Source organism: Xanthomonas sp. BRIP62418, assembly GCF_003993495.1.
GTDB lineage: Bacteria > Pseudomonadota > Gammaproteobacteria > Xanthomonadales > Xanthomonadaceae > Xanthomonas > Xanthomonas euroxanthea.
On the sequence record NZ_QEZG01000054.1, the window covers coordinates 43,551 to 68,782 of the forward strand.

The following is a 25,232-nucleotide window of genomic DNA, read 5'->3' on the forward strand; positions in this document are numbered from 1 at the left end:
GCAAGTGTGTGGCACGTGCAGGTGAGCTGTCGCGTCCGGATGGCGATGCGGTGCCTGCACGCAACAGATGCGATGGACGCAAACGTGCTCCCGCGTTCGCTAGCGTGGTTGCTGGATTCAAACGCACCTGGCAACGCATAAGCTGCGATCCCGCATTGGCGCGCATTGCCAGTCACGGTCAGCCGCGAAGAGAACAGAAAACGCATCCGATCAGGAAGCCTGTCATGCAAGAAAACAGTACGCGCGCATCAACCTGCCTGAGCATTGCGTTCGCCGTCATCAGCGCCGTCACTGCACTGCCAGCCTCCGCTGCCTGCGACACCCGCAGCACGTCGCTCCGGCGCGCTACGCCGACGGCTTCCTGATCGGCACCGCCGTCAATGCCGACATCGTCTCCGGCAAGGATGCCGCCTCTTCCGCGCTGGTCGCCTGCCACTTCAATGCCGTCACCGCCGAAAACGTGATGAAGGCCGAAGTGGTTGCGCCACGTCCGGGCGTGTTCGACTTCAGCGCCGCCGATGCCTTCGTCGCCTACGGCCGCAGCCGCGACATGTTCGTGATCGGCCATACGCTGGTCTGGCACAACCAGACGCCGGACTGGTTCTTCGTCGATGCACAGGGCAAGCCCAACACCGCCGATGCGCAGCTGGAGCGCATGCGCGCGCACATCGAGCGCGTGGCAGGGCGCTATGTCGGCAAGGTGCAGGCCTGGGACGTGGTCAACGAGATCATCGACGAAGACGGCAGTTACCGCGATACCAACTGGGTGCAGCGGGTCGGCGACGGCGACACCGTGGTGCGTAACGCCTTCGCCTTTGCCCAGCGCTATGCACCGGATGCGCAGCTCTACTACAACGATTTCAACGCCTGGCGGCCGAGCAAGCGCGACGGGATCGTGCGCATGGTCAAGATGCTGCAGCAGGCCGGCATCCGTATCGACGGCGTGGGCATGCAGGGACACTGGGGGCTCAACTACCCCAGCCTGCGCGACATCGAAGACGCCATCGATGCCTACGCCGCGCTCGGCATCAAGGTCATGATCACCGAGCTGGACATCGACGTGTTGCCGCTCACCAGGGAAGGCCAGGTCATCGGCACCGGCCTTGCACACCCGCAGTTCCAGCTGCCGGAATTCAAGCGCTTTCTCGACCCGTATCGCGATGGCCTGCCACCGCAGGCGCAGGCGCAACTGCGTGATCGCTACGCCGAATTGTTCGCGCTGTTCTGGCGCAAGCGCGACAAGCTCGCCCGCGTCAGTGTCTGGGGCGTCACCGATGGCATGTCATGGAAGAACGACTACCCCGTGCCGGGGCGTACCAATTATCCGCTGCTGTTCGATCGCAATTACCAGCCCAAGCCGGCAGTGGATGCGATATTGGCGGTGCCGGCGCACGCTGGCGAGCGCTAGCATGGTCGCCAGCGTGCGCAGCAGACCTGCACACGCATGGTGGCATCATGGCCCGACTTCGTTACTGGACTGACCGATGCGCTTACCGCCCTATCTGCTGCTGGCCGTTCCGCTGCTGGCCATTGTCGCTGCCTGCACGAAAAAGGAAGCTCCACCGCCGCGCTTCACGGCGATCGGGCACCTGGAAACCTTCGACCAGCGCTTCGGTAAGGTGGTTGCGGCCGACGCGCGCATCGAGAAGCTCACCGAAGGCTTCACTTGGTCCGAGGGGCCGGCCTGGGTGCGCAATGGCGGCTATCTGTTGTTCACCGATGTGCCGGAAAATAAGCTTTATCGTTGGTCCGAAGACGGAGGCTTGTCGGTGTTTCTGTCGCCCTCCGGCTATAGCGGCCCGGAGCAGGCGACCTTACGCGAGGCCGGCGCCAACGGTCTGTATGCCGAACCTGGCGGCACCGTGCTGCTGGCCGATTCCGGCACGCGCATCGTCGCCAGGCTCGACCCGGTCACGCGCAAGAAGACACCGCTGGCAACGCAGTTCGAAGGCCACCGCTTCAACAGCCCCAACGATCTGGTCCGCCGCAGCGATGGCGTGGTGTTCTTCACCGACCCGCCGTATGGCCTGAAGGGCATGAACGACTCGCCGGTCAAGGAACTGCGCTTCAACGGCATCTACCGCCTGGACACCGACGGCAGCGTGCACCTGCTGGACGACAGCCTCAGCCTTCCCAACGGCATCGCCCTGTCGCCCGACGAGCGCACCTTGTATGTGGCCAACTCCGATCCGCAGCGCCCGATCTGGATGGCCTACGCGCTCGACGCCAACGGTGCGGTGACCGGCAAGCGCGTGTTCGCCGACGCCTCCGATCTGGTGGCCAAGGACGCGCCCGGCCTGCCCGACGGCATGGCGGTCTCCGCCGACGGCCACCTGTTCGCCACCGGCCCCGGCGGCGTCATCGTGTTCGCCCCCGACGGCCGCAGGCTGGGCCGCATCGAAACCGGCGAGGCCATCTCCAATTGCGCCTTCGGCGACGACGGCCATACCCTCTACATGACCTCGCACGCGATGCTGACGCGGGTGCGCGTCAAGGCGCGGGGCCTGGAGTTTGCAAGGTAGCACCCGATAGCCCACCACACCCAGTCGCCGCTCTTGTAGGAGCGGCCCTGGCCGCGATGGAGCGTGACCGATCGCCCAGTACGACAAGTCGCTTTCCCTTCGAGCCAAGACTGCGATCCGGCTCGGATGAACCCCACCTCGCTTAGCGTGTGGCTTCCGCCCCGCCCAACACCAACACATCATCCAGCTCCGGCCCGCCGCCACGGTTGCCGCTGCCCGCAACGATGTACAGATCGTCGCCGACGGCGGCGACCTGGGTGCCATGCCGCCCTTGCGGCAATGCTGCCAGCGTCGTCCAGGTGGATGCGGCTGGGTCGTAGGCCTCCACCTCGTCGTGCGCCTTGACCTGCCGCATGCTCTCGCCACCGATGACCAGCAGGCGGCCATTGCGTGCGATGGCCGCAGTGCCTGCGCGCTGCGTCGGCAGCGCAGCCGGTGCTACCGACCAGGTGCCGCGCTGGATGTCATACACATCGACGTCGGGAATCGTTTGCGCCAGGGTATTGCCGCTTTCGTGCGCCGACCTGCGTCCACCGGCGGCATACAGTTTCCCGTCGAGCACCACTGCATGGAAATGATCGCGGGCACGCGGTGCGTCGGCCAGCTGCGTCCATTGCTGCGTTCTGGTGTCGAACGCATCCAGCCATGGCACATAGCCGCTCATATGGCCGCGCGTGTTGCCGCCGACCAGGTACAGCACGCCGTCGTGCTCCACCGCGCCTGCCCCGCCGCGGCGGCGATGCTTGGGAATCTCCGGCCCCACCTGCCAATGGTCGGTGCGGGGATCGTAGATCAGCAGATTGCTCAGCGACGCTTCCTCGGGATAGTCGCCGGTGAACCCGCCCACGACGTACAGCTTGCCCGACGACACCACCGCCTGCGCGTGGCTCACCATCAGCGGCGGCGCACTGCCCTGCGACCAGCGGCGCGTGCGGGTGTCGAAGATCTCCAGCGGGCGCTGATCGCGTCCACCGACCAGATACAGGCGATCGCCAATGGCCACCATGCTGTTCTCATGCCGCGCATGCGGTTGATTGCGTGTGCTCAGCACCTGCCATTGGGGCGACTGTGTCGATTGCGCCGATGTGGTTGCCGGCGCCGCTGCGTCGGCAGCCTGCGCAAGCACGGGGAGCATGCCGATTGCGGCAGCGAGCAGGCCCGCGTGGAACGAGGTCTTCAACAGGCGCATGCAGCACTCTTGCGATAGCCGTGGCAGGCCAGTGTAGCGACACATGCACGGCGATCCAGCTTCCCAAGCAGGCTGATCTGCGCCTGCGCCTGCGCCTGGCGCGGCGGATGTCGCTTGCCGGTGCATGCTGAGCGAGAGCTCGCCTTGACGACCGCGCAATCGCGCGCCGCGTGGCGTGCCTGCGTATCGCCGAGTCACCTCCATCGGCGTGTGGTGTGCGCAGGCTCGGCTGCCAGCCTCTTCACATGCAGCAGCACGGCGCATGCGAACACTACGGCAACTCGATGCGACAGGAGCAACCCGTGCCACGCACACCAGCAAAGCAGGCGATTTCGACACTGCCACCCAGGAACGTTGCCAACGCAGCGGCACGCGGACTGCGCTTGCGCGAGCAGCACGGGCGTGGCGGCACCGCGATCGGCGTTGCGCGCGCGCGCGACCTGTCGGCACAGACGTCGCTGTCCACGCAGACCATCCGGCGCATGCATGCGTACTTCGCGCGCCACAGCGTGGACAAGAACGCCAAGGGCTGGGCCGATCGCAGTGCTCCATCTGCAGGCTACATCGCCTGGCTGCTCTGGGGCGGCGATGCCGGCCAGCGCTGGGCAGCGCGGCTGTACCAGCGTCTGCAGGATGCAGCCAGCGCGAAGACCAAAGCAGGAAAGGGCACAGGCACCAGCAACACGGCCGCCGCCGGAGCCAGTGGTACGAAGACACGCACCGCCGGGCAGACCGCAGCAAAACGCACCGCAAGGAAGACCGCCGCAAAGAAGGCCGCAAGGTACACAACCGGAACGGCCTCCGCGAAGAAACCTTCGGCGAGAAAAGGCGCAGCCGGCAAAGCAGTGGCCGGTAGCGCGGCGACATCAACGTCCAGGTCGTCGACCGGTGCCCGCAAGGCCACCGGCACGACGGCAGCCAAGAAGGCGGCTGTAAAGAAGACCGCAGCAAGGAAGACCACAGTCAAGAAAGCGACGGCGAAGAAAAGACCTGCAAAGAAGACTGCGACAAAAAGGACCGCCGCTCGCCGACCTGCAGCCAGCAAGAGCGCCTCCACGCGCAGCACTGCGAAGAAAGGCGAGGGCAAGGCTTCAGCGCCATGGAACAAGCCGAATCCGAAGCGTGCTTCGCGCTCAGGTTCGCTTTCTCCAGCGCAGAAGACGCAAGCCAGACAGCGCGCCAAGGCAGCGGGCCGGCCTTATCCCAACCTGGTCGACAACATGGCCGTGGCACGTAAGGGCAGCGCTGCCAAGCGGGCAGGCGGAGCGGGCGCTGCGAAGAGAACCGGCACGCATTAGCCGCAACCGGGTGTGGGGTTGGCCGCCCCTGGCTGGCCCGGGGCGCCGGTGAAAGCTGCGCGCGCAGTGTCTATAGTGGACAAGCTCGCCCGTGCAGATGCGATCCGGAGCTCCGGAAGAGCACACGCACACTCGCCTCATCCTGGACAAGGACGCTCGTGAAGATTTTTCTACCCGTGTTATCGGCCCTGCTGTACGGCGTTGCGCTATGCCTGCCTGCATTGCATGGCGGCAATGATCACCTGGGTGGCTTCGTCATCCTGCTGCTTGGCTGGATGCAGGTGGTCGATGGCCAATGCGTGGCCTGGATGAGCAATCCGTTGTTCTTCCTGGCGTGGCTGTGTTACCTCTTCAAGGTGGACAAGGTGGCGGCGGCGCTGTTGGTAGCGGCGTGCCTGATCGGGCTGGATACCTTTCGCGCAACCCGGTTCGACAAGAACGAGGCCGGCCATCAGGTCATGATCGACCACGTGGGTATCGCGTTCTATGTGTGGGAACTGAGCTTTGTTGCGCTGCTCGTCGTGGTGCTGATGCGCCTGTTCGGCACCGCTGGTGCCGTGCAGGGGCGGCAGGCGAAGTGATGCGCAAGCAGGCCGAAGACGCCTGGGCAATGCGGATATTCGTCCGGCCGGCACGCCTCCACCGGCATCAGTGCAGCAGCATCGACAGCAGCCACGTGCAAAGACAGACATACGCCAGCAATCCCAGGCTGGCGGCCAGGGTGGTCCGCATGATTGCCGACTCCTGCCCCACCAGTTTGACCGCAGCGGCGGCAATGGCGATCGATTGCGGCGAGACCAGCTTGGCCATCACGCCGCCGGCGGTATTGGCCGCCACCGGCAATGCGGCCGGCACGCCGATCTGTGCCGCCGTCACCGCCTGCAGATGCGCAAACAACGTATTGCTGTTGACCACCGAGCCGGTGATGAACACCCCCATCCAGCCGATGACCGGCGACAGCAGCGGAAACACGCCACCGGCCTGCGCCAGTGCGAGACCAATGCTCGACGATGCGCCGGAATAGTTGGTGACATAGGCCACCGCCATCACCAGCGACACGGTGGCCAGCGGTCTCCACATCTCCCTCGCCGATTGGGCCAATTCGCCGGTTGCCGAGCGCAGGGTCAGGCGCGGCGACAGCAGCACCGTGAGCACCGCGGCGATCAGGATCGCCGTGCCGGAAGCGTTGAGCCAACCGACATTCCACACCGCAGGCAGCGTACGCACGCTGGCCACCAGTGGCGGCACTTCCTGCACGCGCTGATCGAGCAGGCCGATGGGCAGATGCAACACCGTGGCGGCAAGCGCGCCGTCTGCGGCAAACAGTGCCTTGAACGCAGGCAGGCTCCATACCAGGATCGCGCCGGTCAGGATGTAGAACGGCGACCACGCACGCAGCACCTGGGCAAGCGTCCAGCGCTGGGTGGAGCACGGCGGCGCCTGTGCTTCGCGGTAGATGCGCTTGGGCCGCCAGAACCGCATGAACAGGGCCAGCCCGCCCATGCCGGCCAGCGGGCCGACAATGTCCACCAGTTCCGGACCCAGCAGGGACAAGGTCACCGTCTGCACGCCGCTGAACACCACGCCGACAAACAGCAGCACCGGCCAGGTCTCGCGCACGCCACGCCAGCCATCGAGCATCGCCACCAGCCCCGCCGGTACCAGCAGTGCGCAGACCTGCACCAGCGCGATCAGCATCAGCGACATCTCGTCCAGGCGCACGCCGCCCTGCTGCGCGCCCACCAGCACCGGGATGCCGATCGCCCCGTAGGCACCCGCCGCGCCATTGGCCAGCAGGCACAGCATTGCCGCCTTGAGCGGACGGAAGCCCAGCTCCACCAGCAACGCCGCGCAGATGGCGATCGGCACGCCAAACCCCGCAGCGCCTTCCAGAAATCCGCCAAAGCAGAACGCGATCAGCAACACCTGGATGCGCTGGTCTTCGGACACCGTGGCAATGCTGCCGCGGATCACCTCGAACTTGCCGCTGCGGATTGCCAGCTTGTACAGCCACACCGCCATCAGCACGATAAAGCCGATCGGGAAGATGCCGTTGGCAATGCCCAACAGCGCGGCGCCCACGATGCTGGCCATCGGCATGCCGAACACCAGCGACGACACCGCCACCGAGACCAGCACCGCCAGCGACGCGGCGGTCAGCCCCTTGAGCCGCAGCAGCGTCAGCGCCAGCAAAAAGAACAGCACCGGCAAGGCCGCCAGCAAGGCCGAGAGGTTGGCGTTACCGAGCGGGTCGTAGAGTTGTTGCCACATGGTTGGACCTGCGCGGGTGGTGAACGGGATAGGTGACGCTTACGGTGTCGGAACAAGATTGGCGCACGGGGAGCCCGCAGCGAAATCAGCGAGGTTGCGCAGGGTGATTTCGGAGATCTCCTGCAGCGCCTCGGCGGTGAAGAATCCCTGGTGCCCGGTGACCAAGACATTGGGGAAGGTCATCAGGCGCTGGAACGCCTCGTCGTCGATGATCTCGCCCGAGCGGTCCTGAAAGAACAAGGCGCTTTCCTGCTCGTAGACATCGATGGCCAGATGGCCGAGCTGGCGGGACTTGAGCGCGCGGATCACCGCATCGGTATCCACCAGTCCACCGCGCGAGGTGTTGACCAGCATCGCCCCCGGCTTCATCGACGCCAGCGCCGCATCGTCGATCAGGTGCTGCGTGGCCGGTGTCAGTGGGCAGTGCAGCGAGACGATGTCTGCACGTGCAAGCAGCGTCTCCAGTTCGACCCGCTGCCCGATCGCAGCGAAGCCGGGTGTGGGATAGGGGTCGAAGCCCAGCACGTCGCAGCCCATCCCGTTGAAAATACGTGCAGTCGCCAGCCCGATCTTGCCCAGCCCGACCAGGCCCACCGTCTTGCCGTGCAAGGTGCGGCCGAGCAGGCCGTTGAGCATGAAGTTGCCCTCGCGCACGCGGTTGTAGGCGCGGTGCGTCTGCCGGTTGAGCGTCATGACCAGCGCCAGGGTGTGCTCGGCCACCGCTTCGGGCGAGTAGGCCGGCACGCGTGCCACGAACAGGCCAAGTGCGGTGGCCGCGGCAAGGTCCACATTGTTGAAACCGGCGCAGCGCAGCAGCACCGCGCGCACACCGCCGGCGTGTAGCGCCTGCAGCACGGGCGCATCGAGCTGGTCGTTGACGAACACGCACACCACCTGGCACCCCTGCGCCAGTGCGGCCGTCTGCAGATCCAGCGTTGCCTCGAAGTAAACGAACTCGGCTGCACATTCCGCGCCCAGGCGCAGTTTTGCTTCGTCGAGAAAGCGCTTGTCGTAAGGGCGCGTGCTGAAGACAGCCATTTTCATGCGGAAAACTCCATAGGTGCGGGAATACGGTAGCTCACCCAACCGGGCCTCTTCCACCGCGTTTTTGCCAATCGCCGCGACCACGACCAGCGCCAGTGGCGATGCGGACATCGAACCGGTGCCGAGGTTCGTTACTGCACAGCGCGCACCCACACTACGCGAGTGCGCCCGTGTGCGACGGTCTGGCGCTGGTGCGCGCGCGTGGTGGTGACCGGCAAGGCGCACATCGTGCAGGTCACGGAGGCGGACGCGTCCGCTTGCTTTCGCCACGGCAACGGTCGGAGCAGTACTTCACCTGGTCCCACACGCGCTCCCACTTCTTGCGCCAACGAAACGGCCGCCCGCAGTGCATGCAGGGTTTCTCAGGCAACTCGTGTTTCTTGCGCATGGCCATGCGGCGCGTGAGCCTAACCGGAGGTGGGTGGAGCGTGGATGAGGCCAAGCATGTCATGTCGCGCGGTGCCCTGCAGATGCCGGTGCAGGCAACACGCTCCGTGCCGCTGGCGACCCACGTGCAACGCGGCCTTGCTTCGCTGCCCCGTATCGGAACAGACACGTTGCTCTCGCGTGCAGACGGCACAGGCAGCCTTCTGTCTCCAACGCAAACAGGATAGGGCAGGCTCCTCTCTCCAATCCGGACGAGGGCAACAAGCGCACCTGCTCCCATACAGGGGAGCAGGTGCCGCAAGCACCGCATTAGGGCGCTTGGCCCACGCGCGTCACTTTCGGCGTGGTTTCACCGCAGCCAGCGCGGGTGCCACGCGGCTGATCAACAGCACGCCGCGTCCCACCGTGACCTGCAGCGCATCGCCAACCGCGAAACCGCAGTGTTCCAGCCAACGTCCGGACAGCCGCAGCTTGGGCACCGCGCAGCCGACCACATCCTCGGCCCGCCGCACGTCGTAGTGCTGGCAGCTCATGGTGACCCGCTCGGGAATACGGAAGCCGGGCTTGCGCAACGGTGGGGTGGGCGCTGGCGATGGATCTGCCGCCGACTCCATGTCGGTCACGGCGGACACCGAGCTCTGCCTTGATCCGGTACGTGCGACAACAGAGCGCTTGGCCGGCGATGCAGGGCGTGCATGGGCAGTCGCTTTGGGGTGGGTCATATCGAACTCCTTGTGCGATAGAGAGGCCCGCCGCATCGCTGTCAATCGAGGTGGCGGACGGTGTGCGGTTGACAGACCGGCCACAAGATACCGGCAGACCTTTCGGTCTCCGCACACCGCCCGCCATAGAGCGAGCACGCCCCACGCATGACATCAGGCAAAGAAAAAGCGCCGACATCGTGCAATGGGCGCTGGTGCGCCTTGTGGTTTCGGACTGTCAAATCCGGCTACGGAATGTGCCGCAGCACCGTTATGCTGCAACCTAAGCCACCTTGGGTCAAGAGAAGCCCGGCTTACGCTGAGGCCTTCCGTTCTCCAAGGAAAGCGAATAGCGAAGGGTAATTATTCGTCAGTAGAGTTTGCTTGTGAGCATCGGGGTCGTAATGCTAGTGTCGTTTAACGGATGTCTAAATAAATTATTTAAAATAGTTACATGTTTTTACATACAGTTAGTTTTATTTGAGTCATTTTAATGCGGGCTGTAGGTGAGCTGCCAGTCACGCCAATTTTCGAACTGCCTTTATTCGAGTTTGGCTAACGGGCGTCACCTTTTAGGGAGTTGCTTTGTTGATTTTCTCTATGTCACTTTAATTTTTAATAGGTGGAGAAGGGAATGGAACTGCCAAAGCTCAAAGCTTTCGTAATTGGACCAATAGGAGACCGAGACGCAGAGAACGGGTCTGAGGCAAAAGTCGCGTATGAAGACGCGATTGAAGTATTCGAAGAGATTATTTTACCAGCATGCGATGCGCTTAATGTCGAGGCGTTTAGGGCTGATCACATTTCCCGAACTGGAGAAATTCATGAGCAAATATTCCGTTATTTGCGTGACTCACACATCGTAATTGCCGATTTAACAGGTGCTAATCCAAATGTAATGTATGAGTTGGGCTTGCGTCATACAACTGGAAAGCTGACTTTCCAGATTGGTGAAAAGGGAAAACTTCCATTTGATATATCTACAATAAGGACAATACTTTTTAATCGAACGGCTGCTCGATTGATTGCGGCAAAAAAGTCCTTAACTGCAGCATTAAAGGAGGGGTTGGAACACGGGTCTGATCCAGTCGCGTCAACTAGGATATGGCTAGAGAATCCGATTGCTGAAAGCGAAATATTACTCGATGAAAATATTGATAATGTAGAATTTGACGAGCCCCCGGGATTTTTGGAGCATATGGTTGATATGGAGATCAGTCTCGGAGATATGACGCAGACGGCGATGAGAGCAACCGTAATTGTAGAAGAGATATCTGCCATACTTAACAATGGAACTCAGCGGATTCGCGGTATTCCAGCGGTGAGTAATTACTCATCCAGAAAGCTCGAAGTGGCGAATCAAATCGCTCAGAATTTACAAGATCCGTCAATTAGATTGAATGTTATATCTCAAGAATTTAAAAATAATGTCGATCGAGCTGCGCCTGGGGTAGAATATATTTTGCTTGAGGCGATCAAGGATCCGAGTCAGCTTGATGGGGCGCCTGACTTTATTGGATCTTTTTATGGACTAATTTCTGTGGCTGAAACGTCAGCAGTCAACTCTTTAGATTTTGCTAAAACCATGGAAGAAGCGGGCGATGCAACAAGGATGATGAGGCGAGTAACCGCCTCTATAAGGGCTAGCGTCATTTCGATGGCAAAAACTTCAGAGAGAATCGCTAGCTGGAGAGTTCTAGCGGATCAGATAGCTACGAATTAATTAGATTTTTAAATGTAAATTAATTTTTGTGATAGTGATTTTGTAAGGTGCTATTACTGATCTACATTTATGGATGCAACGATTATTATTTTAAGGAGCTGCATAAGGAGGGCTCGCTTTGGCAGAGGCGCGTCATTGTTTTTGCCGGATTTTTAATTTGGCGCACTACTGGCGATCGAACGAATCGCACTGAGGACTTGCATGCATGAAACTTTCTGTAACTAGTCCACAGCCCAATTGGAGAAGGTGATGATTTTCAGCGCTGTTGTGCCAGATCGCACTATTCCGCTGTTACCAAGCCAATCGATCGAACGCACGGTTGCCTTCTACCGGCGGCTGGGCTTTGTCGGCGATGCGCATCCGCACGATGCAGGCTACGCGATCCTGACCCGTGGCGAGGTGGAACTGCATTTCTTCGCGCATCCGGACCTGGATCCTGCTGCCTGCTATGCGGGGTGCTACATCCGGGTTGGCGATGTCGATGCGGTCTACGCCGCCATGCGTGCGGCGGAGCTTCCGCTGCACGGCATCCCCAGGCTCGATCCTGTCGGCGACAAGCCCTGGGGAATGCGGGAATTTGCGCTTGTCGATGAGAGCGGCAACCTGCTCAGGATTGGGCAGGTGATCGGTAAGTAGGCATTCAATCGCCCGCTGCATCTGCGTGCCTGCCTATCCGCAATAGGCCGCGGATCGGGTAGCTCGATGGGCGGTGTTCTGCGCATTGCTGCCCGCCAATCGCACGCTGCAGACATCAGACCTTTGTTGCATGCGACCTCACCGGGCGATGCAGTGCGATGCATCACCCCAAGTCAATGGCCCGCTGTATCTCTGCTGGTGTTGCATTGCCCAGCGCAGCGTAGGCAGCGTGCAGCGCCTGCACAAAACGCCCATCGCCGGAAAGCGACGCGAATACCGCATCCACGGTGAGGAATGCCGCGATGTCATGGGCGGCATCGCCGGTGGCCGAGCGGCCCATGTCGCTTAGCTCTTCGCTCAGCGGGTCGACCAGGGCCGCTCCATGACCAGCCTGCCTGCACACGAACTGCAGCCAGGCCGCTACCGGAATGCAGAGCCGGTCGATCCGCCGCCCGGCAGCCAGCGCGTCGCCGATGACGCCGAGCAGGCGTACCGGGATCTTCTGCGAGCCGTCCCAGGCGATCTGGGCGAGCAGGTGGCGGATGGCGGGGTTGCCGAAGCGGGCCAGGATGGCGTCGATGTACTGCTGCGCATCGAAACCTTGCATGGGTTGTAGAGTGGGGGCGATGTCTTCGCGCATCAGGGCTTCGACGAAGGCGGCCAGTGGCCGGTGGCGCATGGCGTCGGCGACGGTTTCCAATTCGAGCAGGCTGCCGAGATAGGCGAGTGCGGAGTGCGGGCCGTTGAGCAGGCGCAGCTTGGCGCGTGCATAGCCGGCGATATCGTCGCTGAGGATCACGCTCGCCCGCTCGAAGGCGGGGCGGCCGTTGCAGAAGCGGTCTTCGATCACCCACTGGCTGTAGCGCTCGCGCTGGATCGGCCAGGCGTCGTGCAGGCCGGTCTGCGCTTGTACTTGCGCGCGCAGTGCGTCGTCGGTGGCGGGGGTGATGCTGTCGACCATCGAGCGTGGGAAGGTGGCGTGCTGGTCGATCCACGCCGCAAGCGCTGGATCGTGTTGCTGGGCGAGCCGCAGCACCGCGCGGCGCAGCAGGCTGCCGTTGTCGGGCAGGTTGTCGCAGCTGAGCACGGTGAACGGCGCAATACCCTGCTGCCTGCGCTGGTGCAGGCCGGCGACGAGATAGCCGATGGCGCTGCGCGGTGTGCCGGGGTGGGCGATGTCGTGCGCGATGTCGGGGTGCGCAAGGTCGAGCGTGTCGCCAGCCAGGCAGTAGCCTTTTTCGGTGATGGTGAGGGTGATCAGCCGCACGGCGGGATCGGCCAGGCGCGCGAGCACGGCGGCCTGTTCGTCGGCGGCGCACAGCACCTCGCGGACGGCGCCGATGATGCGCAGTTGCGGGTGCTCGTCGAGCAGGGCGAGGGTGTACAGGCCGTCCTGTGGGCGCAGCGCGTCGCGCATGCCTGGGCTGTGCAGGGAGACGGCGCAGATGGCCCAGCTGGGATCGTCTGCGAGCAGGTCATCGATGTAGACGGCCTGGTGGGCGCGGTGGAAGGCGCCTGCGCCTAGATGGACGATGCCGATGGTGGTTGCAGCTGTGCCATAAGCGGGCGGTAAAACTACTGGCGGCAGGGTGGCAAGGGTGTCGAGCGAAAGACGTGGGGCTTGCATCGTGGTGTCTGCACATTAGGGATGTGTGGTGGAGTCGCCTGCGCCGTACCCTCACCCCAACCCCTCTGCCGAGGGGAGAGGGGCTTAGGGCAATCGCGGCCGGAGGGTTTCTTTGCCCACGTCCGCAGAGCGAGGGGCTTTGCAAGGCGCTACTTGTCGGTGACGGTGAAGCGTTGCCTGCTGCGGATGTCTGCGCTGGAGGCGCCGATCTGCACCTCGTAGGCGCCTGGGTCCACCGCGTAGGCCTCGCGCTGCTCGTCGTAGATGCGCAGGGCGTCTTGTGCCTTGATGGTGAAGCGCAGCTGGCGTTGTTCGCCCGGCTGCAGGGTGATGCGTTGAAAGCCGCGTAGCTCCTTGCCGGCGCGTTCGCGTTGCGGCGTGAGCGGATGCAGATACAGCTGCACCACTTCATCGCCGGCGCGTTGGCCGGTGTTCTTCAGCGTGACCGTGGCCGTGAGCATGCCGTCGGCCGCCAAGGTGGTGCGATCGAGGCGCAGATCGGAATAGGCGAACTGTGTGTACGACAGGCCATGGCCGAACGGGTACAGCGGCTTGCCGGCAAAGTAGCGATAGGTGCGCCCGCGCATGGCGTAATCGTCGAAGGCGGGCAGGCGCTCGTCTTCGCGGTAGAAGGTGATCGGCAAACGGCCGCCGGGGCTGGCCTGGCCGAACAGCACATCGCCCACCGCGCTGCCGCCGCGTTGGCCGGGGTACCAGGCCAGCAGGATGGCGGGCACATGCTGCTGCGCCCAGTCGATGGCCAGTGCCGAGCCGGTGGTCAGCACCGCCACCACCGGCGTGCCGGTGGCCTGCAGCGCCTGCAGCAACTCGCGCTGTGGTTTGGGCAGGCGAGTGTCGGTGCGGTCGCCGCCGGCAAAGCCGGGATAGTTGACGTCCATCTCCTCGCCTTCGACATCGCCGGTGAGCCCGCCCACGAACACCACCACCTCGGCATTGCGTGCGGCGTCCACCGCCTCCTGCAGCGGCGGTTTGGCGCCGGGCATGCGCCAGGCCAGGCGCACGCCGGCATCGCGGGTGGCCTCGTAATACTCCACACGCAGGTCGTAGGCCTTGCCGCCTTCCAGCGCCACGCTGGCGTTACCGCCGCGCATGCGCGGCGCATCGCTCCATTGATCGATCAGCAGCTTGCCGTCCAGATACAGGCGCACGCCATCGTCGGCGGCAATCTGCAGCTCGTAGCTGCCCGACACCGGCGGCAGCAGCTGGCCATGCCAACGGACGCTGAAGTCGTCCTTGGCCAGCGCACGCTCGGCCTGCAGTTCACCGCGGCCCACTGCATCATCGGTGGGTGCGTTGCGGTCCCAGCGGAAGGCGATGCGCGGGTCGATGCGGGTCAGCACCGGCTGGCCGGCCAACGCACGTCCACGGAAGTACTCGCCGGTGAGGCCGTTCTGTTTGGCATCGGCGGACGGGCGCAGATAGCGCGTGTCGATCGGTGCGGCGGCGTTGGGGTCTTCGCGCCCCTCCACCAGGTCGCTGCCGCGTGCGTAGACCACCTGCGCCTGCGGCGCGGCCTCGCGAATGCCCTGCAGGATGGTGACCGGCGCGGCAGGCGTGCCGTAGTAGTTGCCCAGCAGCGACATCGGGTCGTCGGCGGTAGGGCCGATCACGGCGATGCGCTTGAGCGTGGGTTTGAGCGGCAGCAGGCCATCGTTCTTCAGCAACACCAGCGATTCGCGCGCGGTGCGGCGCGCCAGTGCATCGTGCTGCGGCGACTGATTGGCCGAGGGCGGAATCTGCGCCCACGGCACCTTGGCCGGCGGGTCGAACATGCCCAGGCGCATGCGCGTGGTCATCAGGCGCTTGAGCGCGGTGTCGATGCTGGCTTCGTCGATCAGGCCCGCCCGCACCGCCGCCGGCAACGCGGCGTAGGTGTCGCCGCAATCCAGGTCGGTGCCGTGCTTGACGCCGAGCGCGGCGGCGGCCTCGGGCGTGGGCACGATCTTGTGGTTCTGCCAGATATCGCGGATGGCGGCGCAGTCGCTGACGATATAGCCATCGAAGCCCCAGTCGCGGCGCAGGATGCCTTCCAGCCGCGTGCTGGCCGAGGCGGATTCGCCGTTGACGCGGTTGTAGGCGCCCATCACCGCGGCGACCTTGCCTTCCTGCACCAGGGCCTGGAAGGCGGGCAGGTAGGTCTCATACAGATCGCGTTCGCTGGGATGCACATCAAAGTGATGGCGGTCCGCCTCCGGGCCGCTGTGCACCGCGAAGTGCTTGGCGGTGGCATCGAGCTTGCGGTACGGCCCCTGTTGGGCCTGCAGGCCTTGCACGAAGGTCACGCCCATGCGCGCGGTCAAAAACGGGTCTTCGCCATAGGTTTCCTGCCCGCGGCCCCAGCGCGGGTCGCGGAAGATGTTGATGTTGGGCGACCAGAAGGTGAGCCCCTGGTAGCGCTTGTGCTCGCCGCGCGCCAGGAACGCGTGGTGCTTGGCGCGCGCCTCGTCGCCGATGGCGGTGGCCACCTCGGCCATCAACGGGGTGTCGAACGTAGCAGCCAGGCCGATCGCCTGCGGAAACACGGTGGCGCCGCCGGCACGCGCCACGCCGTGCAGTGCTTCGTTCCACCAATCGTATTCGGGCACCTGCAGGCGCGGGATCGCCGGGGCGGCGTTCTGCATCTGCCCGGCCTTTTCCTCCAGCGTCATGCGCGCCACCAGGTCGGCCGCGCGCGCGTCGAACGGGCGCTGGGTGTCCAGGTATGGCGGCGGCGTTGCGGCCTGCGTGCCGGTGGCGGCAAGCGCCATCGCCAGCAGTAAGCCGCGTGCGAGTGCGCGATGTGGGGCGGTGGCGAGGTGGGCGGGGTGAGAATGCATGGTCAGTCCTCCTGGGTGCGGTGCGGTTCCAGCTGGGCAAACGGCCCGATCATGCTGCCGACGAAACCGCCGGCCTGTGCGGTGCTGAGCATGCCTGCATCGTCGTTGCGGCGTAGCGATTGCCAGCCGCGCCCATTGGCATCGAAGGCGAAGCTGTACGCCCCACCGTCGCCGCTGATCTGCAGGCGCAACTGTGCGGTTGCGGGGATGCGTGTGCGTGCGAGCGTGGTGGTTGTTGCGCCATCGCGCTTGTCGAGGAAGACGTCCAGCGCATCGCCGTTGCGTCGCACGCCCAGCGCATACCACGCGTTGGAATTCTGAAAGGCAGCAAGCCCTGCGCTGATGCCGGCCTGCGTGGGTACCGCCAAGGCCGTGCTTGCGGTAAAGCGCGTGTGCTGCTGGCGACGCGCGAGGAAGGCAGGTGTGGCGGTGCTGTCCAGGCCGTGTGCATTGGCATGCAGCGTCACCCAACCGGCGCGCGTGCGCAGGTTGGCCACTTCATGTTTGGGCACACGTAAATAAAGCCATTCGCGCTGCAATGAGGTGCCGGCGAAGTCGTCGCGCCAGGTGAAGTTGCCCGACAACGGGGCTTGATCGGCCGGTGTCTTGCCGCCGCGCGGGCTCTGTGCGTGATACGGAATCGGCTCGCCGGCCGGCAGGATCGACGGCCAACCATCGCGCCAGTGCACCGGCAGCAGGAAGGTTTCGCGCCCGGTGTTGTAGCGCTCGCCCGCATACGGGCGGCTGGCCAGAAACACCGCCCACCATTGCCCGTCCGGTGTGTCCACCAGATCCACATGCCCGGCATTGCTGATCGGATGCGCGCGCTCGGCCGGAAGGTCGCGCTGGGTCAGGATCGGGTTGTGCGGCGAGGCCTCGAACGGCCCCCACACGTTGCGGCTGCGCAGCACCACCTGCGAATGCTGCGGCCCGGTGCCGCCTTCGGCACACGAGAGGTAATACCAACCGTCGCGTTGATACAGATGCGGGCCTTCGATCCAGATCGGCTTGCTGGCCAGGTCCACGCCACCGTTGAGCAACACCTTGCGTGGGCCGACCGGTTGATTGCTGGCGATGTCGAAACGCTGCATCCAGATCGCGCGATGGCCGTCGTACAACGGCGTGCCTTGCGGCGGGCCGTTGTTGAGTAGATACGCGCTGCCGTCGGTGTCGAAGAACAGCGACGGGTCGATGCCATCGATGCCCGGCAACCACGTCAGTGGCGACCATGGACCCGCGGGGTTGCTGGCACTGGCGATGAAATTGCCGCCGCTATCGACCGATGTACCTACGACATAGAAACGTCCGGCATGATGACGGATGCTGGCAGCGAACATGCCGCGCGACACGCCCAGCCCGTCGAAGTCGAGCTGCTCGCGGCGTTCGACCACATTGCCGATCTGCGTCCAGTGCACAAGATCGGTACTTTCGAACACCGGAATCGCCGGGAAATACGCAAACGTGGAATTGACCAGGTAATAGCGCTCGCCTACGCGCGTCACGCTGGGGTCCGGATAGAACCCGGCCAGCACCGGATTGCGGTAATGACCGGCCGGCAGCGGTTTGGTGAACACCGTATCGTCGCCACGATAGTCGAACCAATCGAAAGCGACATCGGCCTGCGCTTGCGCCTGCACGGTCGTGGGTGCGAGCACTGCGATGACAGCGCTCAACACCACGTGGCGAGCCAGCATCAGAGCAACGCAGGCGGCGCGCAGACGCCGCAGGCTCGACGCCGGCTCCGCATGCCGGACAGGCCCGCTTGGCTGCCGCAAGGGCGTTGTATGGGGGGCGCCTGGACGCACCGCGCTAGACCGCATCACCAGTCCCACATCGCGCCGTCTTCCAGCCGCGCCACCGGCAATTGCTTGGGCACGTACGGGTACTTCGCCGCCAGGGCTTCGTCGATGTCCACACCATGCCCGGGTGTTTCGCCGCAATGCAGGCGTCCATCGCGGAACACGTAATCGTGCGGGAATACCGCATTGGCCTCGTCGGAATGGAACATGTATTCCTGGATGCCGAAGTTGGGCACCCAGGTGTCGAAGTGCAGGGCCGCGCCCATGCACACCGGCGACAGATCGGTGGCGCCGTGGAAGCCGGTGCGCACCTGATGCAGCGCGGCGAAGTCGGCCAGCCGGCGCACGTGGGTGATGCCGCCGGCGTGGACGATGGTGGTGCGGATGTAGTCGATCAACTGCTGCTCGATCAGGTGCTTGCAATCCCAGAGCGAGTTGAACACCTCGCCCACCGCCAGCGGCGTCACCGTGTGCTGGCGGATCACTTCGAACGCGCGCTGGTTTTCCGCCGGCGTGGCATCTTCCAGCCAGAACAACCGGTACGGCTCCAGGTCGCGGCCCAGGCGCGCGGCTTCGATCGGTGTGAGCCGGTGATGCGCATCGTGCAGCAACTCGATCTCATCGCCGTGGTCGGCGCGCAGCTGCTCGAACAACTTCGGCACCACGCCCAGGTAGCGCGGCGTGGACCACACCGTTTCGGTGGGCAGTTCGCTTTCGGCCGGTTCGTACGGCTTGCCGCCGCTGGAAATGCCATAGGTCTTCTTGATGCCGGGCACGCCGCACTGCGCGCGGATCGCGATGAAACCCCGCTCGCGAAAGCGGCCCACCTCATCGCTGGTTTCGGCGATGTCGCGGCCATTGGCATGGCCGTACACCAGCGCGCCCTCGCGCGAGCGCCCGCCCAGCAGCTGATACAACGGCAGGCCGGCCATCTTGCCCAGGATGTCCCACAGCGCCACGTCCACCGCGGCGATGGCGCTCATCGTCACCGGGCCGCGCCGCCAGTACGCGCCGCGATAGAAGAACTGCCAGATGTCCTCGATGCGGCCGGCATCGCGGCCGATCAGGTTCGGCACCAGGTGTTCCTGCAGGTACGCTGCCACCGCCAGCTCACGGCCGTTGAGCGTGGCATCGCCCAGCCCGGTGATGCCCGAGCGGGTGCGGATCTTCAAGGTGACGAAGTTGCGCCCGGGGCAGGTGACAATGACGCGCGCCTCGACGATCTCGCGATCGCGGGCCGAGCCTTGCAGCGGAGCAGGGGAGTCGGGAGTCTGTGACATCGTGGTCTCGCTCAGGGAGAAGTGGCGGCAGTGATGGGAAGTTCGAACGGGCCGGCCGGCAGGCCGCTGCGGTCGTACAGCGTGCAGACCGGGCTGTCGGCCCAGCAGTAGCGCACGCGCGTGGGGTCCAGGCCGGGAGGAACGCGCAGAGCGATGGCGTGGTCGTGCACGGTGGCGACGGCATAACGACAGGTGCCGGGGGCGGCGGCACAGACCTCGAAACCGATCGGTGCATCGTTGCCATAACTCAGCAACGTGGTGTCCACGGCATCGAAGGCGATGCGCACGCCGTCGCCTGCGCGTTGCGCGCTGCGCGGTACCGGGCCGGAGGGCGCAAGCGCCTGCCCATACGCCACCTGCCGCGCCGCGCGCGCCAGGCGCCGGCCCAGTTCCTGCTTGTTGGCCGGATGGATGTCGTAGCGGTCGCCGATGTCGATCGTCACCGCCAGGCCCGCGTGCGCATCGTCGGCGACGAAGCGGCGCTGTGCCTCGCGCAGCTGCGCCCAGCCGCTTTCCACCGGCTGGGTGGGCGGCGCGCCATAGTTGGCCAGCTGCACGATCAGCAGCGGCAATTGCGCACCGAAGCGCTGCCGCCAGTCGCGCTGCCATGCGGTGAGCAAGGCCGGGTAATGCGCGGCATCGCCGGCGTTGGATTCGCCCTGGTACCACAGCACGCCACGCAGGCCGAGCTGGCCGAGCGGGGCGATCATGCCGTTGTACAAGGTGGTCAGCCCGGCCGCCGACGACCATGGCGCGCGCGGTGGCGAGCCCAGTTGCGGCGGCACGATGCGGTACTGCCAGGGTGCATCCAGCGGCAGCGTGCTGCCATCGGCGAACTGCAGCGCACGCGATTGCGCATCGCCCAGCAGCCCGCCACGCCGATAGGTGTTGAGCACATTGAGCACGATGCTGTTGCGCCCGGCGTGCAGGCGCCCGCGCGGCAAGCGGTAGCGACGCGGCTGCTCTGCGCCGTAGCTGCTGCCCACGCCGCGCCCGTTGACCCAGGTCTGGTCCAGCTCGTCCACCGGCCCGAGCAGCAGGCTGGCGTCCTGCGCGGCCTGCGCCTGCGTCAGCTCCACGCTGGTGCGGTACCAGACCATGCCGTTGAAGCCGACCAGCTGCGGCACGCCCCAGTCGTCCCACGCGCCCAATGCCGCCGGTGCGGTTTGCCAGGCGCCGGGCGCGTCCGGTTGCCAGGGCTCGCCCTGGCCGTGCGCCTGCCACCAGGCTTCCCAGAGCGCGGCCCAACGCGGCGCCGCATCCACCGGGTCGACGGCGTATCGCGCCAGCACATCCAGCGCCGGGCCATCGTCGCCGGCGGCGCGCAAGGCTGTCTCGCCGATCCAGGCCTGCAGTTGCGAGCCGCCCCAGGAAGCATTGATCAGGCCCATCGGCACATCGACGGTCTTCTGCAACTCACGTGCGAAGTAATAGCAGGCGGCAGAAAACTCCTTCACCGTCTCCGGCGTTGTGCGCTGCCACCCGGCAGCGCCACCGAAGCCGCGCTGCGGCGTCGGGCTGGACTGCGCCGGCACCTTGAACATGCGGATGCGCGGGTTGTCGGCATCGGCGATCTCGCTGCGTGAATCCAGCGTGCGATGCACCGGCAATTCCATATTCGATTGGCCCGAGCACAGCCACACATCGCCGATCAGCACGTCGTTGACCTGCTGCGTCACGCCCGTGCCGGTGCGTGCGCTCAAGGTGTACGGGCCGCCGGCGGCGTGCGCAGGCAGGCGCGCTTCCCAGTGGCCCTGCCGGTCTGCGCGCGCCTGCACCTGCTGCGCATCCAGTTGCACGCGCACGCGCGCGCCCGGGGCCGCATCGCCCCACACCCGGATCGGCGCATCGCGCTGCAGCACCACATGCTCCTGAAACAGCGCATGCAGCAGCGGCGCATCGGCCGCCTGCGCCAGGGGCGGCAGCAGCGCTGCCATGACGGCCAGCAGCGTACGCGCGCTCATTTCGGATTCCCCGGCGCATACGGAAACTTCAGGGCCTGGTAATACGCCAGCGGATGCGCCGGCGGCGCCGTGCCGGCAGGCAACGGCCGCCCGGACACGCTCTGGAAGTAGGCGATGCTGGCATCGCGCCACCACTGCGCTTCGTCCTGCTGGATCGCCAGGAAACTGGCCACCTGCTGGTAACGCGGTGCATCGATCCTGCCGGCCAGGCCCTGCCAGGTCGCGCGCATCGCACGCACCTCGTCCACGCCGTGATCGTAGTGCCACACCAGCTCGTCCCACAGCGGCCGCCCGGAGGCCATGCGGTGCTCCCAGGGCACATGGTGGAACCACAGCAGGTAACGCTCCGGCACGCGTTGCACATCGCCGAACACGCGCGCCACCGGCTTGGCGTATTGCGCCACCGCATTGCTGCCGCCGGCACTGCGATCGAAGCCGATGCCGTGACGGTCGGCGCGGTGGTAATAGACCGGGTCCCAGTCCGGGCGCTCGCTGCCGGCATCCCACGGCGCCGGGCCGTAGTGATGGCCGCGCCCCATCAGGTGATGCAGGCCGAGCGGGGTCATGTAGTCCACCACTGCCTCGCGCGAGCGCAGCAGCATGTCGACCACGGGCATCACCACAGCAGTGTCATTGGAGAACGTCATACGCACCCAGTCCTGCGCGATGGCCTGCGGCGACACCTGCGGATTCCACGCCAGCCGCCCGTAGGCGTACCAGTTGGCCTGGTCGAAGATCGAGCCACTCCAGTTGCGGTCCGCCCCGATGTTGGCCACTCCGGCCATGCCGGTCAGCCGCGTGCGTTTCGCATCGTTGAAGAGCGTGCCATCCACGGTTCTGGCAACCGTCGAGCCCTTGCCGCGCGCATAGGTGTCGGCCTGCAGGGTTTCGGCAAACAGCGTGCCCAGGTAGGCCAGATGGGTGGAAAAGCCCAGGTACTCCTTGGTGATCTGGAATTCCGGCATCAACGGCGTCTTGCGCATCGCCCCGAACAGCGGATGGAATGGCTCGCGCGGCTGGAAGTCGATGGCCCCGTTCTTGACCTGCACGATCACGTTGTCGCGGAACCGGCCATCCAGCGGCAGGAACTCGCTGTAGGCCTGCCTGGCGCGATCGTCCGGTTGCTCATGCGAATAGACGAACGCGCGCCACATCACCACCCCGCCATGCGGCGCCAGCGCATCGGCCAGCAGATTGGCGCCATCGGCATGGCTGCGCCCGTAGTCCTGCGGGCCGGGCTGGCCTTCGGAATTGGCCTTGACCAGAAAACCGCCAAAATCCGGAATGCGCGCGTAGATGGCGTCGGCGGTGTCGCGCCACCACCGCTGTACCTGTGGATCCAGCGGGTCGGCGGTCGTCAGGCCACCGATCTCGATTGGCGCACTGAAACGCGCACTGAGAAACACGCGAATGCCGTAAGGGCGAAACACCTTGGCCAGTGCCGCCGCCTTGTCCAGATACTGCGGCGTCAGGCTCCAGGCCTTGGCATTGACGTTGTTGAGCACGCTGCCGTTGATGCCCAGCGATGCATTGGCGCGCGCATAGTCGGTGTAGCGCGGATCCAGATAACCGGGCAGGGTCTGCCAGTTCCACAGGGACGCACCGGCATAACCGCGCTCGACCACCCCGTCCAGGTTATCCCAGTGATTGAGCAGGCGCAGCTGCAACCGCGGCGACTCGCGCAGGTCCAGCGCGGCCAGCGATTGACCGGTCTGCAGCAGGCGCAGCAAGTGGAATGCCCCGTACAGCGCACCGATATCACTGCCGCCGACGATGGCGGTGGCGCGATGCCCGTCCACGCGGACGCTGCGGATCAGATAGCCGTCGCGGCCCAGGCCGGTGGTCTGCAGGTGCAATGCCGCGATCTGTGGCGCTGCGGCCGCACCCAGCACGATCGCACCATCGCGCGTGACCGTGGCAGACGAGGACGGCGCAGCACCAAGCAGGCCCGACAGCCCACGCTGCAATTCCTCGCGTGCGGCCTGCAAGCTTGGCGAGTCGCCGACGACGATCAATTCGCTTGCGCTGCCGCGCACCTGCGCCGCGTTGTCCAGCGGGTGGTAGCGCAACCATAAGTCGTAGCCATCTTCGGCGCGCGCACCGGCACTGGTCAGCACCAATCCACCCAGCAGCGTCACCGCCAGCCACCACGGCTGCGCCAACGCAGCGCAATACGCGACGCAGCGCCGCGTTGCACGCGCGCTCATGCGGCATGCTCCATCGACATCCACGTACACGGCGGCGTATCGCCGCTCTGCCTGCTTCCCGGTACCATGCGTCGCATCGTCGTGCACGCAGTGAGCGCTTGCGTTATCGCAGCGGTTTGTGTGCATCGTGCAGGTTCGCCACCCACTTGAAGAGGCCACGCTTGGAGAAGGTCAGGAAATCGGTCCGCCGCACCAGCCGCGCGACCACCATCGACGAGGTGGCGGCGCTGGCGAAGGTCTCGCCGATGACGGTCTCGCGCGTGGTCAACAACAACGGCAGCGTGCGCGATGCCACCCGCGCACGCGTGCTGCGCGCGGTCGACAAGCTGGGCTACACGCCCAACCTGGCGGCCAGTGCCCTGGCCGCCGCGCAGAGCACGCGCATTGCGTTGATCTACAGCGATCCCAGTGGCGCCTACCTGCGTGAATTGCTGCTGGGCGTGTTGCGGGTTGCCTCGCGCACGCCGATCCAGCTGGTGATCGATTGCTGGGACGACCTGGATGCAGACGCCGAACGCCGCGCCGCGCGCAAGCTCGCCAAGGGCGTGGCCGGGGTGATCCTGCCGCCACCGCTGTGCGAATCCAAGGCCGCGGTCTTGGAACTGGTCCGCGCCAAGGTGCCGGTGGTGGCGATCGCCTCCAACCATTTCAGCCCGGATGTGGCCTGCGTGCGCATCGACGAATTCGCCGCCGCCAAGGAAATCACCGAGCATCTGATCGCCCAGGGCCACACGCGTATCGGTTACATCGCCGGCCATCCCAATCTGTCGGCCAGCACGCGTCGCTTCGAAGGCTTCCAGGCGGCGCTGGCCGATGCCGGCCTGCGGCTGGATCGGCATCTGGTGCAACCGGGCGACTACACCTACAAATCCGGCCTGGTCGCCGCCGAAAAGCTGCTGGCGCGCAAGCGTCGCCCCAGCGCCATCTTCGCCAGCAACGACGATATGGCCGCCGCTGCAATCTCGGTCGCGCATCGGCGCGGGCTGGATGTGCCGCGCGATCTGTCGGTGGTCGGCTTCGACGACACCTCCGCCGCCACCGCGGTCTGGCCCGAACTCACCACCGTGCAGCAGCCCATCGCCGCCATGGCCGACGCCGCGCTGGACATCCTGTTGAAGACGATACGCGCCAAGGAGCGCACGGCGAAGATGGTCGATCATGTGGTCGCGCACCTGCTGGTCAAGCGGGATTCGGTGGCCGCACCGGCGGCGCCGGATGCAGCGGAACAGCCCTGACGCTGCACGCGGTTCTGCGCGCAGGCCGCCGGTGATCGCCTGCGCGTGCAGGCGGTCACCGGCACGGCATCAACGCGTCAGATACTGGTTGATCAGGTTCTCGTAGGCTTCCTGGCGGCCGCTGAGTTGCTTGGGCGCATTACCGGTCGCGTACTGGGCCAGATCCACCAGCGTGCTGCTGCCGTTGGCAAACTCCGCACCCGCGCCGCTGTCGAAGCTGGCGTAACGCTCGGCGCGCCACTGCTCCAGCGGCGAGGCGGTCAGCAGCGCATTGGCTACTTCCAGCCCGCGTGCGAACGCGTCCATGCCGCCGATGTGTGCCAGGAACAGGTCCTGCGGATCGGACGACTCGCGGCGCACCTTGGCATCGAAATTCAGCCCGCCCGGTGCCAGCCCGCCCTGGCGCAGCACCACCAGCATCGCGCCGACGGTGTCGTACAGGTCGGTCGGGAACTGGTCGGTATCCCAGCCGTTCTGCGGGTTGCCGCGGTTGGCATCGATGCTGCCGAGCA

Annotated in this window: 17 protein-coding genes and 2 pseudogenes; 6 read left to right on the forward strand and 13 right to left on the reverse strand. The window is 65.2% G+C overall.

Features of this window, described 5'->3' with window-relative positions:
• Positions 1 to 224: 224 nt before the first annotated feature.
• A pseudogene (locus tag EO174_RS21110) lies at positions 225 to 1,408 on the forward strand (endo-1,4-beta-xylanase).
• Positions 1,409 to 1,484: 76 nt separating this feature from the next.
• Entirely contained in the window at positions 1,485 to 2,522 is a 1,038-nt protein-coding gene (locus EO174_RS21115) for an SMP-30/gluconolactonase/LRE family protein (protein ID WP_126947286.1), read from the forward strand.
• A 142-nt stretch (positions 2,523 to 2,664) separates the two neighbouring features.
• Here the strand turns inward: EO174_RS21115 and EO174_RS21120 are convergent, their stop codons facing one another.
• Together EO174_RS21120 and EO174_RS23435 are read right to left on the reverse strand one after the other, a co-directional pair.
• Positions 2,665 to 3,711 (reverse strand): kelch repeat-containing protein, encoded by a 1,047-nt coding sequence (locus tag EO174_RS21120; protein WP_126947288.1) that lies wholly within the window; start codon positions 3,709 to 3,711, stop codon positions 2,665 to 2,667.
• A 559-nt stretch (positions 3,712 to 4,270) separates the two neighbouring features.
• Positions 4,271 to 4,882 (reverse strand): hypothetical protein, encoded by a 612-nt coding sequence (locus EO174_RS23435; protein ID WP_126947328.1) that lies wholly within the window; start codon positions 4,880 to 4,882, stop codon positions 4,271 to 4,273.
• A gap of 285 nt (positions 4,883 to 5,167) precedes the next feature.
• Here EO174_RS23435 and EO174_RS21135 point away from each other — a divergent pair, with 285 nt between their 5' ends.
• Positions 5,168 to 5,590 (forward strand): hypothetical protein, encoded by a 423-nt coding sequence (locus EO174_RS21135; RefSeq protein WP_104584323.1) that lies wholly within the window; start codon positions 5,168 to 5,170, stop codon positions 5,588 to 5,590.
• A 67-nt stretch (positions 5,591 to 5,657) separates the two neighbouring features.
• On the opposite strand, the gene EO174_RS21140 is transcribed toward EO174_RS21135, so the two are convergent.
• The 4 genes from EO174_RS21140 to EO174_RS23290 form a co-directional block, all read right to left on the reverse strand.
• Positions 5,658 to 7,280: a lactate permease LctP family transporter gene (locus EO174_RS21140; protein WP_126947291.1), complete on the reverse strand. Its 1,623-nt coding sequence runs from the start codon at positions 7,278 to 7,280 to the stop codon at positions 5,658 to 5,660.
• A gap of 39 nt (positions 7,281 to 7,319) precedes the next feature.
• Entirely contained in the window at positions 7,320 to 8,324 is a 1,005-nt protein-coding gene (locus EO174_RS21145) for a 2-hydroxyacid dehydrogenase (protein WP_126947294.1), read from the reverse strand.
• A gap of 235 nt (positions 8,325 to 8,559) precedes the next feature.
• Entirely contained in the window at positions 8,560 to 8,718 is a 159-nt protein-coding gene (locus EO174_RS21150; protein WP_104584391.1) for a DUF2256 domain-containing protein, read from the reverse strand.
• Positions 8,719 to 9,043: 325 nt separating this feature from the next.
• Positions 9,044 to 9,433 carry a SymE family type I addiction module toxin gene (locus tag EO174_RS23290; RefSeq protein ID WP_241240057.1) on the reverse strand — a complete coding sequence of 130 codons (390 nt, stop codon included), beginning with the start codon at positions 9,431 to 9,433 and terminating at the stop codon, positions 9,044 to 9,046.
• Between the two features lie 613 nt (positions 9,434 to 10,046).
• On the opposite strand from EO174_RS23290, the gene EO174_RS21160 reads away from it, so the two are divergent.
• Together EO174_RS21160 and EO174_RS21165 are read left to right on the forward strand one after the other, a co-directional pair.
• On the forward strand, positions 10,047 to 11,135 hold the full coding sequence (locus EO174_RS21160) for a hypothetical protein (RefSeq protein WP_126947297.1): 1,089 nt from the start codon (positions 10,047 to 10,049) through the stop codon (positions 11,133 to 11,135).
• A gap of 249 nt (positions 11,136 to 11,384) precedes the next feature.
• Positions 11,385 to 11,771, forward strand: coding sequence for a VOC family protein (locus tag EO174_RS21165; protein WP_126947300.1), 387 nt, complete (start codon positions 11,385 to 11,387; stop codon positions 11,769 to 11,771).
• Positions 11,772 to 11,934: 163 nt separating this feature from the next.
• On the opposite strand, the gene EO174_RS21170 is transcribed toward EO174_RS21165, so the two are convergent.
• The 6 genes from EO174_RS21170 to EO174_RS21195 form a co-directional block, all read right to left on the reverse strand.
• The gene (locus EO174_RS21170) at positions 11,935 to 13,398 is read right to left on the reverse strand and encodes a mannitol dehydrogenase family protein (protein WP_126947303.1); all 1,464 of its coding nucleotides are present in this window, start codon (positions 13,396 to 13,398) and stop codon (positions 11,935 to 11,937) included.
• 149 nt (positions 13,399 to 13,547) lie between these two features.
• Entirely contained in the window at positions 13,548 to 16,235 is a 2,688-nt protein-coding gene (locus tag EO174_RS21175; protein WP_126947306.1) for a glycoside hydrolase family 3 protein, read from the reverse strand.
• 2 nt (positions 16,236 to 16,237) lie between these two features.
• Positions 16,238 to 17,908, reverse strand: a complete 1,671-nt coding sequence (locus EO174_RS21180) for a glycoside hydrolase family 43 protein (protein WP_164740294.1) — start codon at positions 17,906 to 17,908, stop codon at positions 16,238 to 16,240.
• Between the two features lie 146 nt (positions 17,909 to 18,054).
• A complete protein-coding gene (manD, locus tag EO174_RS21185) occupies positions 18,055 to 19,314 on the reverse strand; it encodes a D-mannonate dehydratase ManD (protein ID WP_119132134.1) in 1,260 nt (419 codons plus the stop codon).
• Positions 19,315 to 19,325: 11 nt separating this feature from the next.
• Complete coding sequence (locus EO174_RS21190; RefSeq protein ID WP_126947313.1) at positions 19,326 to 21,278, reverse strand: sialate O-acetylesterase; 1,953 nt, start codon at positions 21,276 to 21,278, stop codon at positions 19,326 to 19,328.
• Complete coding sequence (locus EO174_RS21195; protein WP_126947316.1) at positions 21,275 to 23,485, reverse strand: alpha-glucuronidase family glycosyl hydrolase; 2,211 nt, start codon at positions 23,483 to 23,485, stop codon at positions 21,275 to 21,277. The genes EO174_RS21190 and EO174_RS21195 overlap by 4 nt, the downstream gene beginning before the upstream one ends.
• A 161-nt stretch (positions 23,486 to 23,646) precedes the next feature.
• On the opposite strand from EO174_RS21195, the gene EO174_RS21200 reads away from it, so the two are divergent.
• Positions 23,647 to 24,720 (forward strand): LacI family DNA-binding transcriptional regulator, encoded by a 1,074-nt coding sequence (locus tag EO174_RS21200; RefSeq protein ID WP_161960193.1) that lies wholly within the window; start codon positions 23,647 to 23,649, stop codon positions 24,718 to 24,720.
• Between the two features lie 69 nt (positions 24,721 to 24,789).
• Here the strand turns inward: EO174_RS21200 and EO174_RS21205 are convergent.
• Positions 24,790 to 25,232: pseudogene (locus EO174_RS21205) on the reverse strand (xylose isomerase); the annotation flags it as partial.

Bases quoted from the DNA above. Each gene is read 5' to 3' on its own strand.
- EO174_RS21190 (WP_126947313.1), bottom strand. From the start codon at position 21,278: ATGAGCGCGCGTACGCTGCTGGCCGTCATGGCAGCGCTGCTGCCGCCC.
- EO174_RS21145 (WP_126947294.1), bottom strand. From the start codon at position 8,324: ATGAAAATGGCTGTCTTCAGCACGCGCCCTTACGACAAGCGCTTTCTC.
- EO174_RS21165 (WP_126947300.1), top strand. From the start codon at position 11,385: ATGATTTTCAGCGCTGTTGTGCCAGATCGCACTATTCCGCTGTTACCA.
- EO174_RS21120 (WP_126947288.1), bottom strand. From the start codon at position 3,711: ATGCGCCTGTTGAAGACCTCGTTCCACGCGGGCCTGCTCGCTGCCGCA.
- EO174_RS23290 (WP_241240057.1), bottom strand. From the start codon at position 9,433: ATGACCCACCCCAAAGCGACTGCCCATGCACGCCCTGCATCGCCGGCC.
- manD (WP_119132134.1), bottom strand. From the start codon at position 19,314: ATGTCACAGACTCCCGACTCCCCTGCTCCGCTGCAAGGCTCGGCCCGC.
- EO174_RS21115 (WP_126947286.1), top strand. From the start codon at position 1,485: ATGCGCTTACCGCCCTATCTGCTGCTGGCCGTTCCGCTGCTGGCCATT.
- EO174_RS21160 (WP_126947297.1), top strand. From the start codon at position 10,047: ATGGAACTGCCAAAGCTCAAAGCTTTCGTAATTGGACCAATAGGAGAC.
- EO174_RS21150 (WP_104584391.1), bottom strand. From the start codon at position 8,718: ATGGCCATGCGCAAGAAACACGAGTTGCCTGAGAAACCCTGCATGCAC.
- EO174_RS21140 (WP_126947291.1), bottom strand. From the start codon at position 7,280: ATGTGGCAACAACTCTACGACCCGCTCGGTAACGCCAACCTCTCGGCC.
- EO174_RS21195 (WP_126947316.1), bottom strand. From the start codon at position 23,485: ATGAGCGCGCGTGCAACGCGGCGCTGCGTCGCGTATTGCGCTGCGTTG.
- EO174_RS21175 (WP_126947306.1), bottom strand. From the start codon at position 16,235: ATGCATTCTCACCCCGCCCACCTCGCCACCGCCCCACATCGCGCACTC.
- EO174_RS21170 (WP_126947303.1), bottom strand. From the start codon at position 13,398: ATGCAAGCCCCACGTCTTTCGCTCGACACCCTTGCCACCCTGCCGCCA.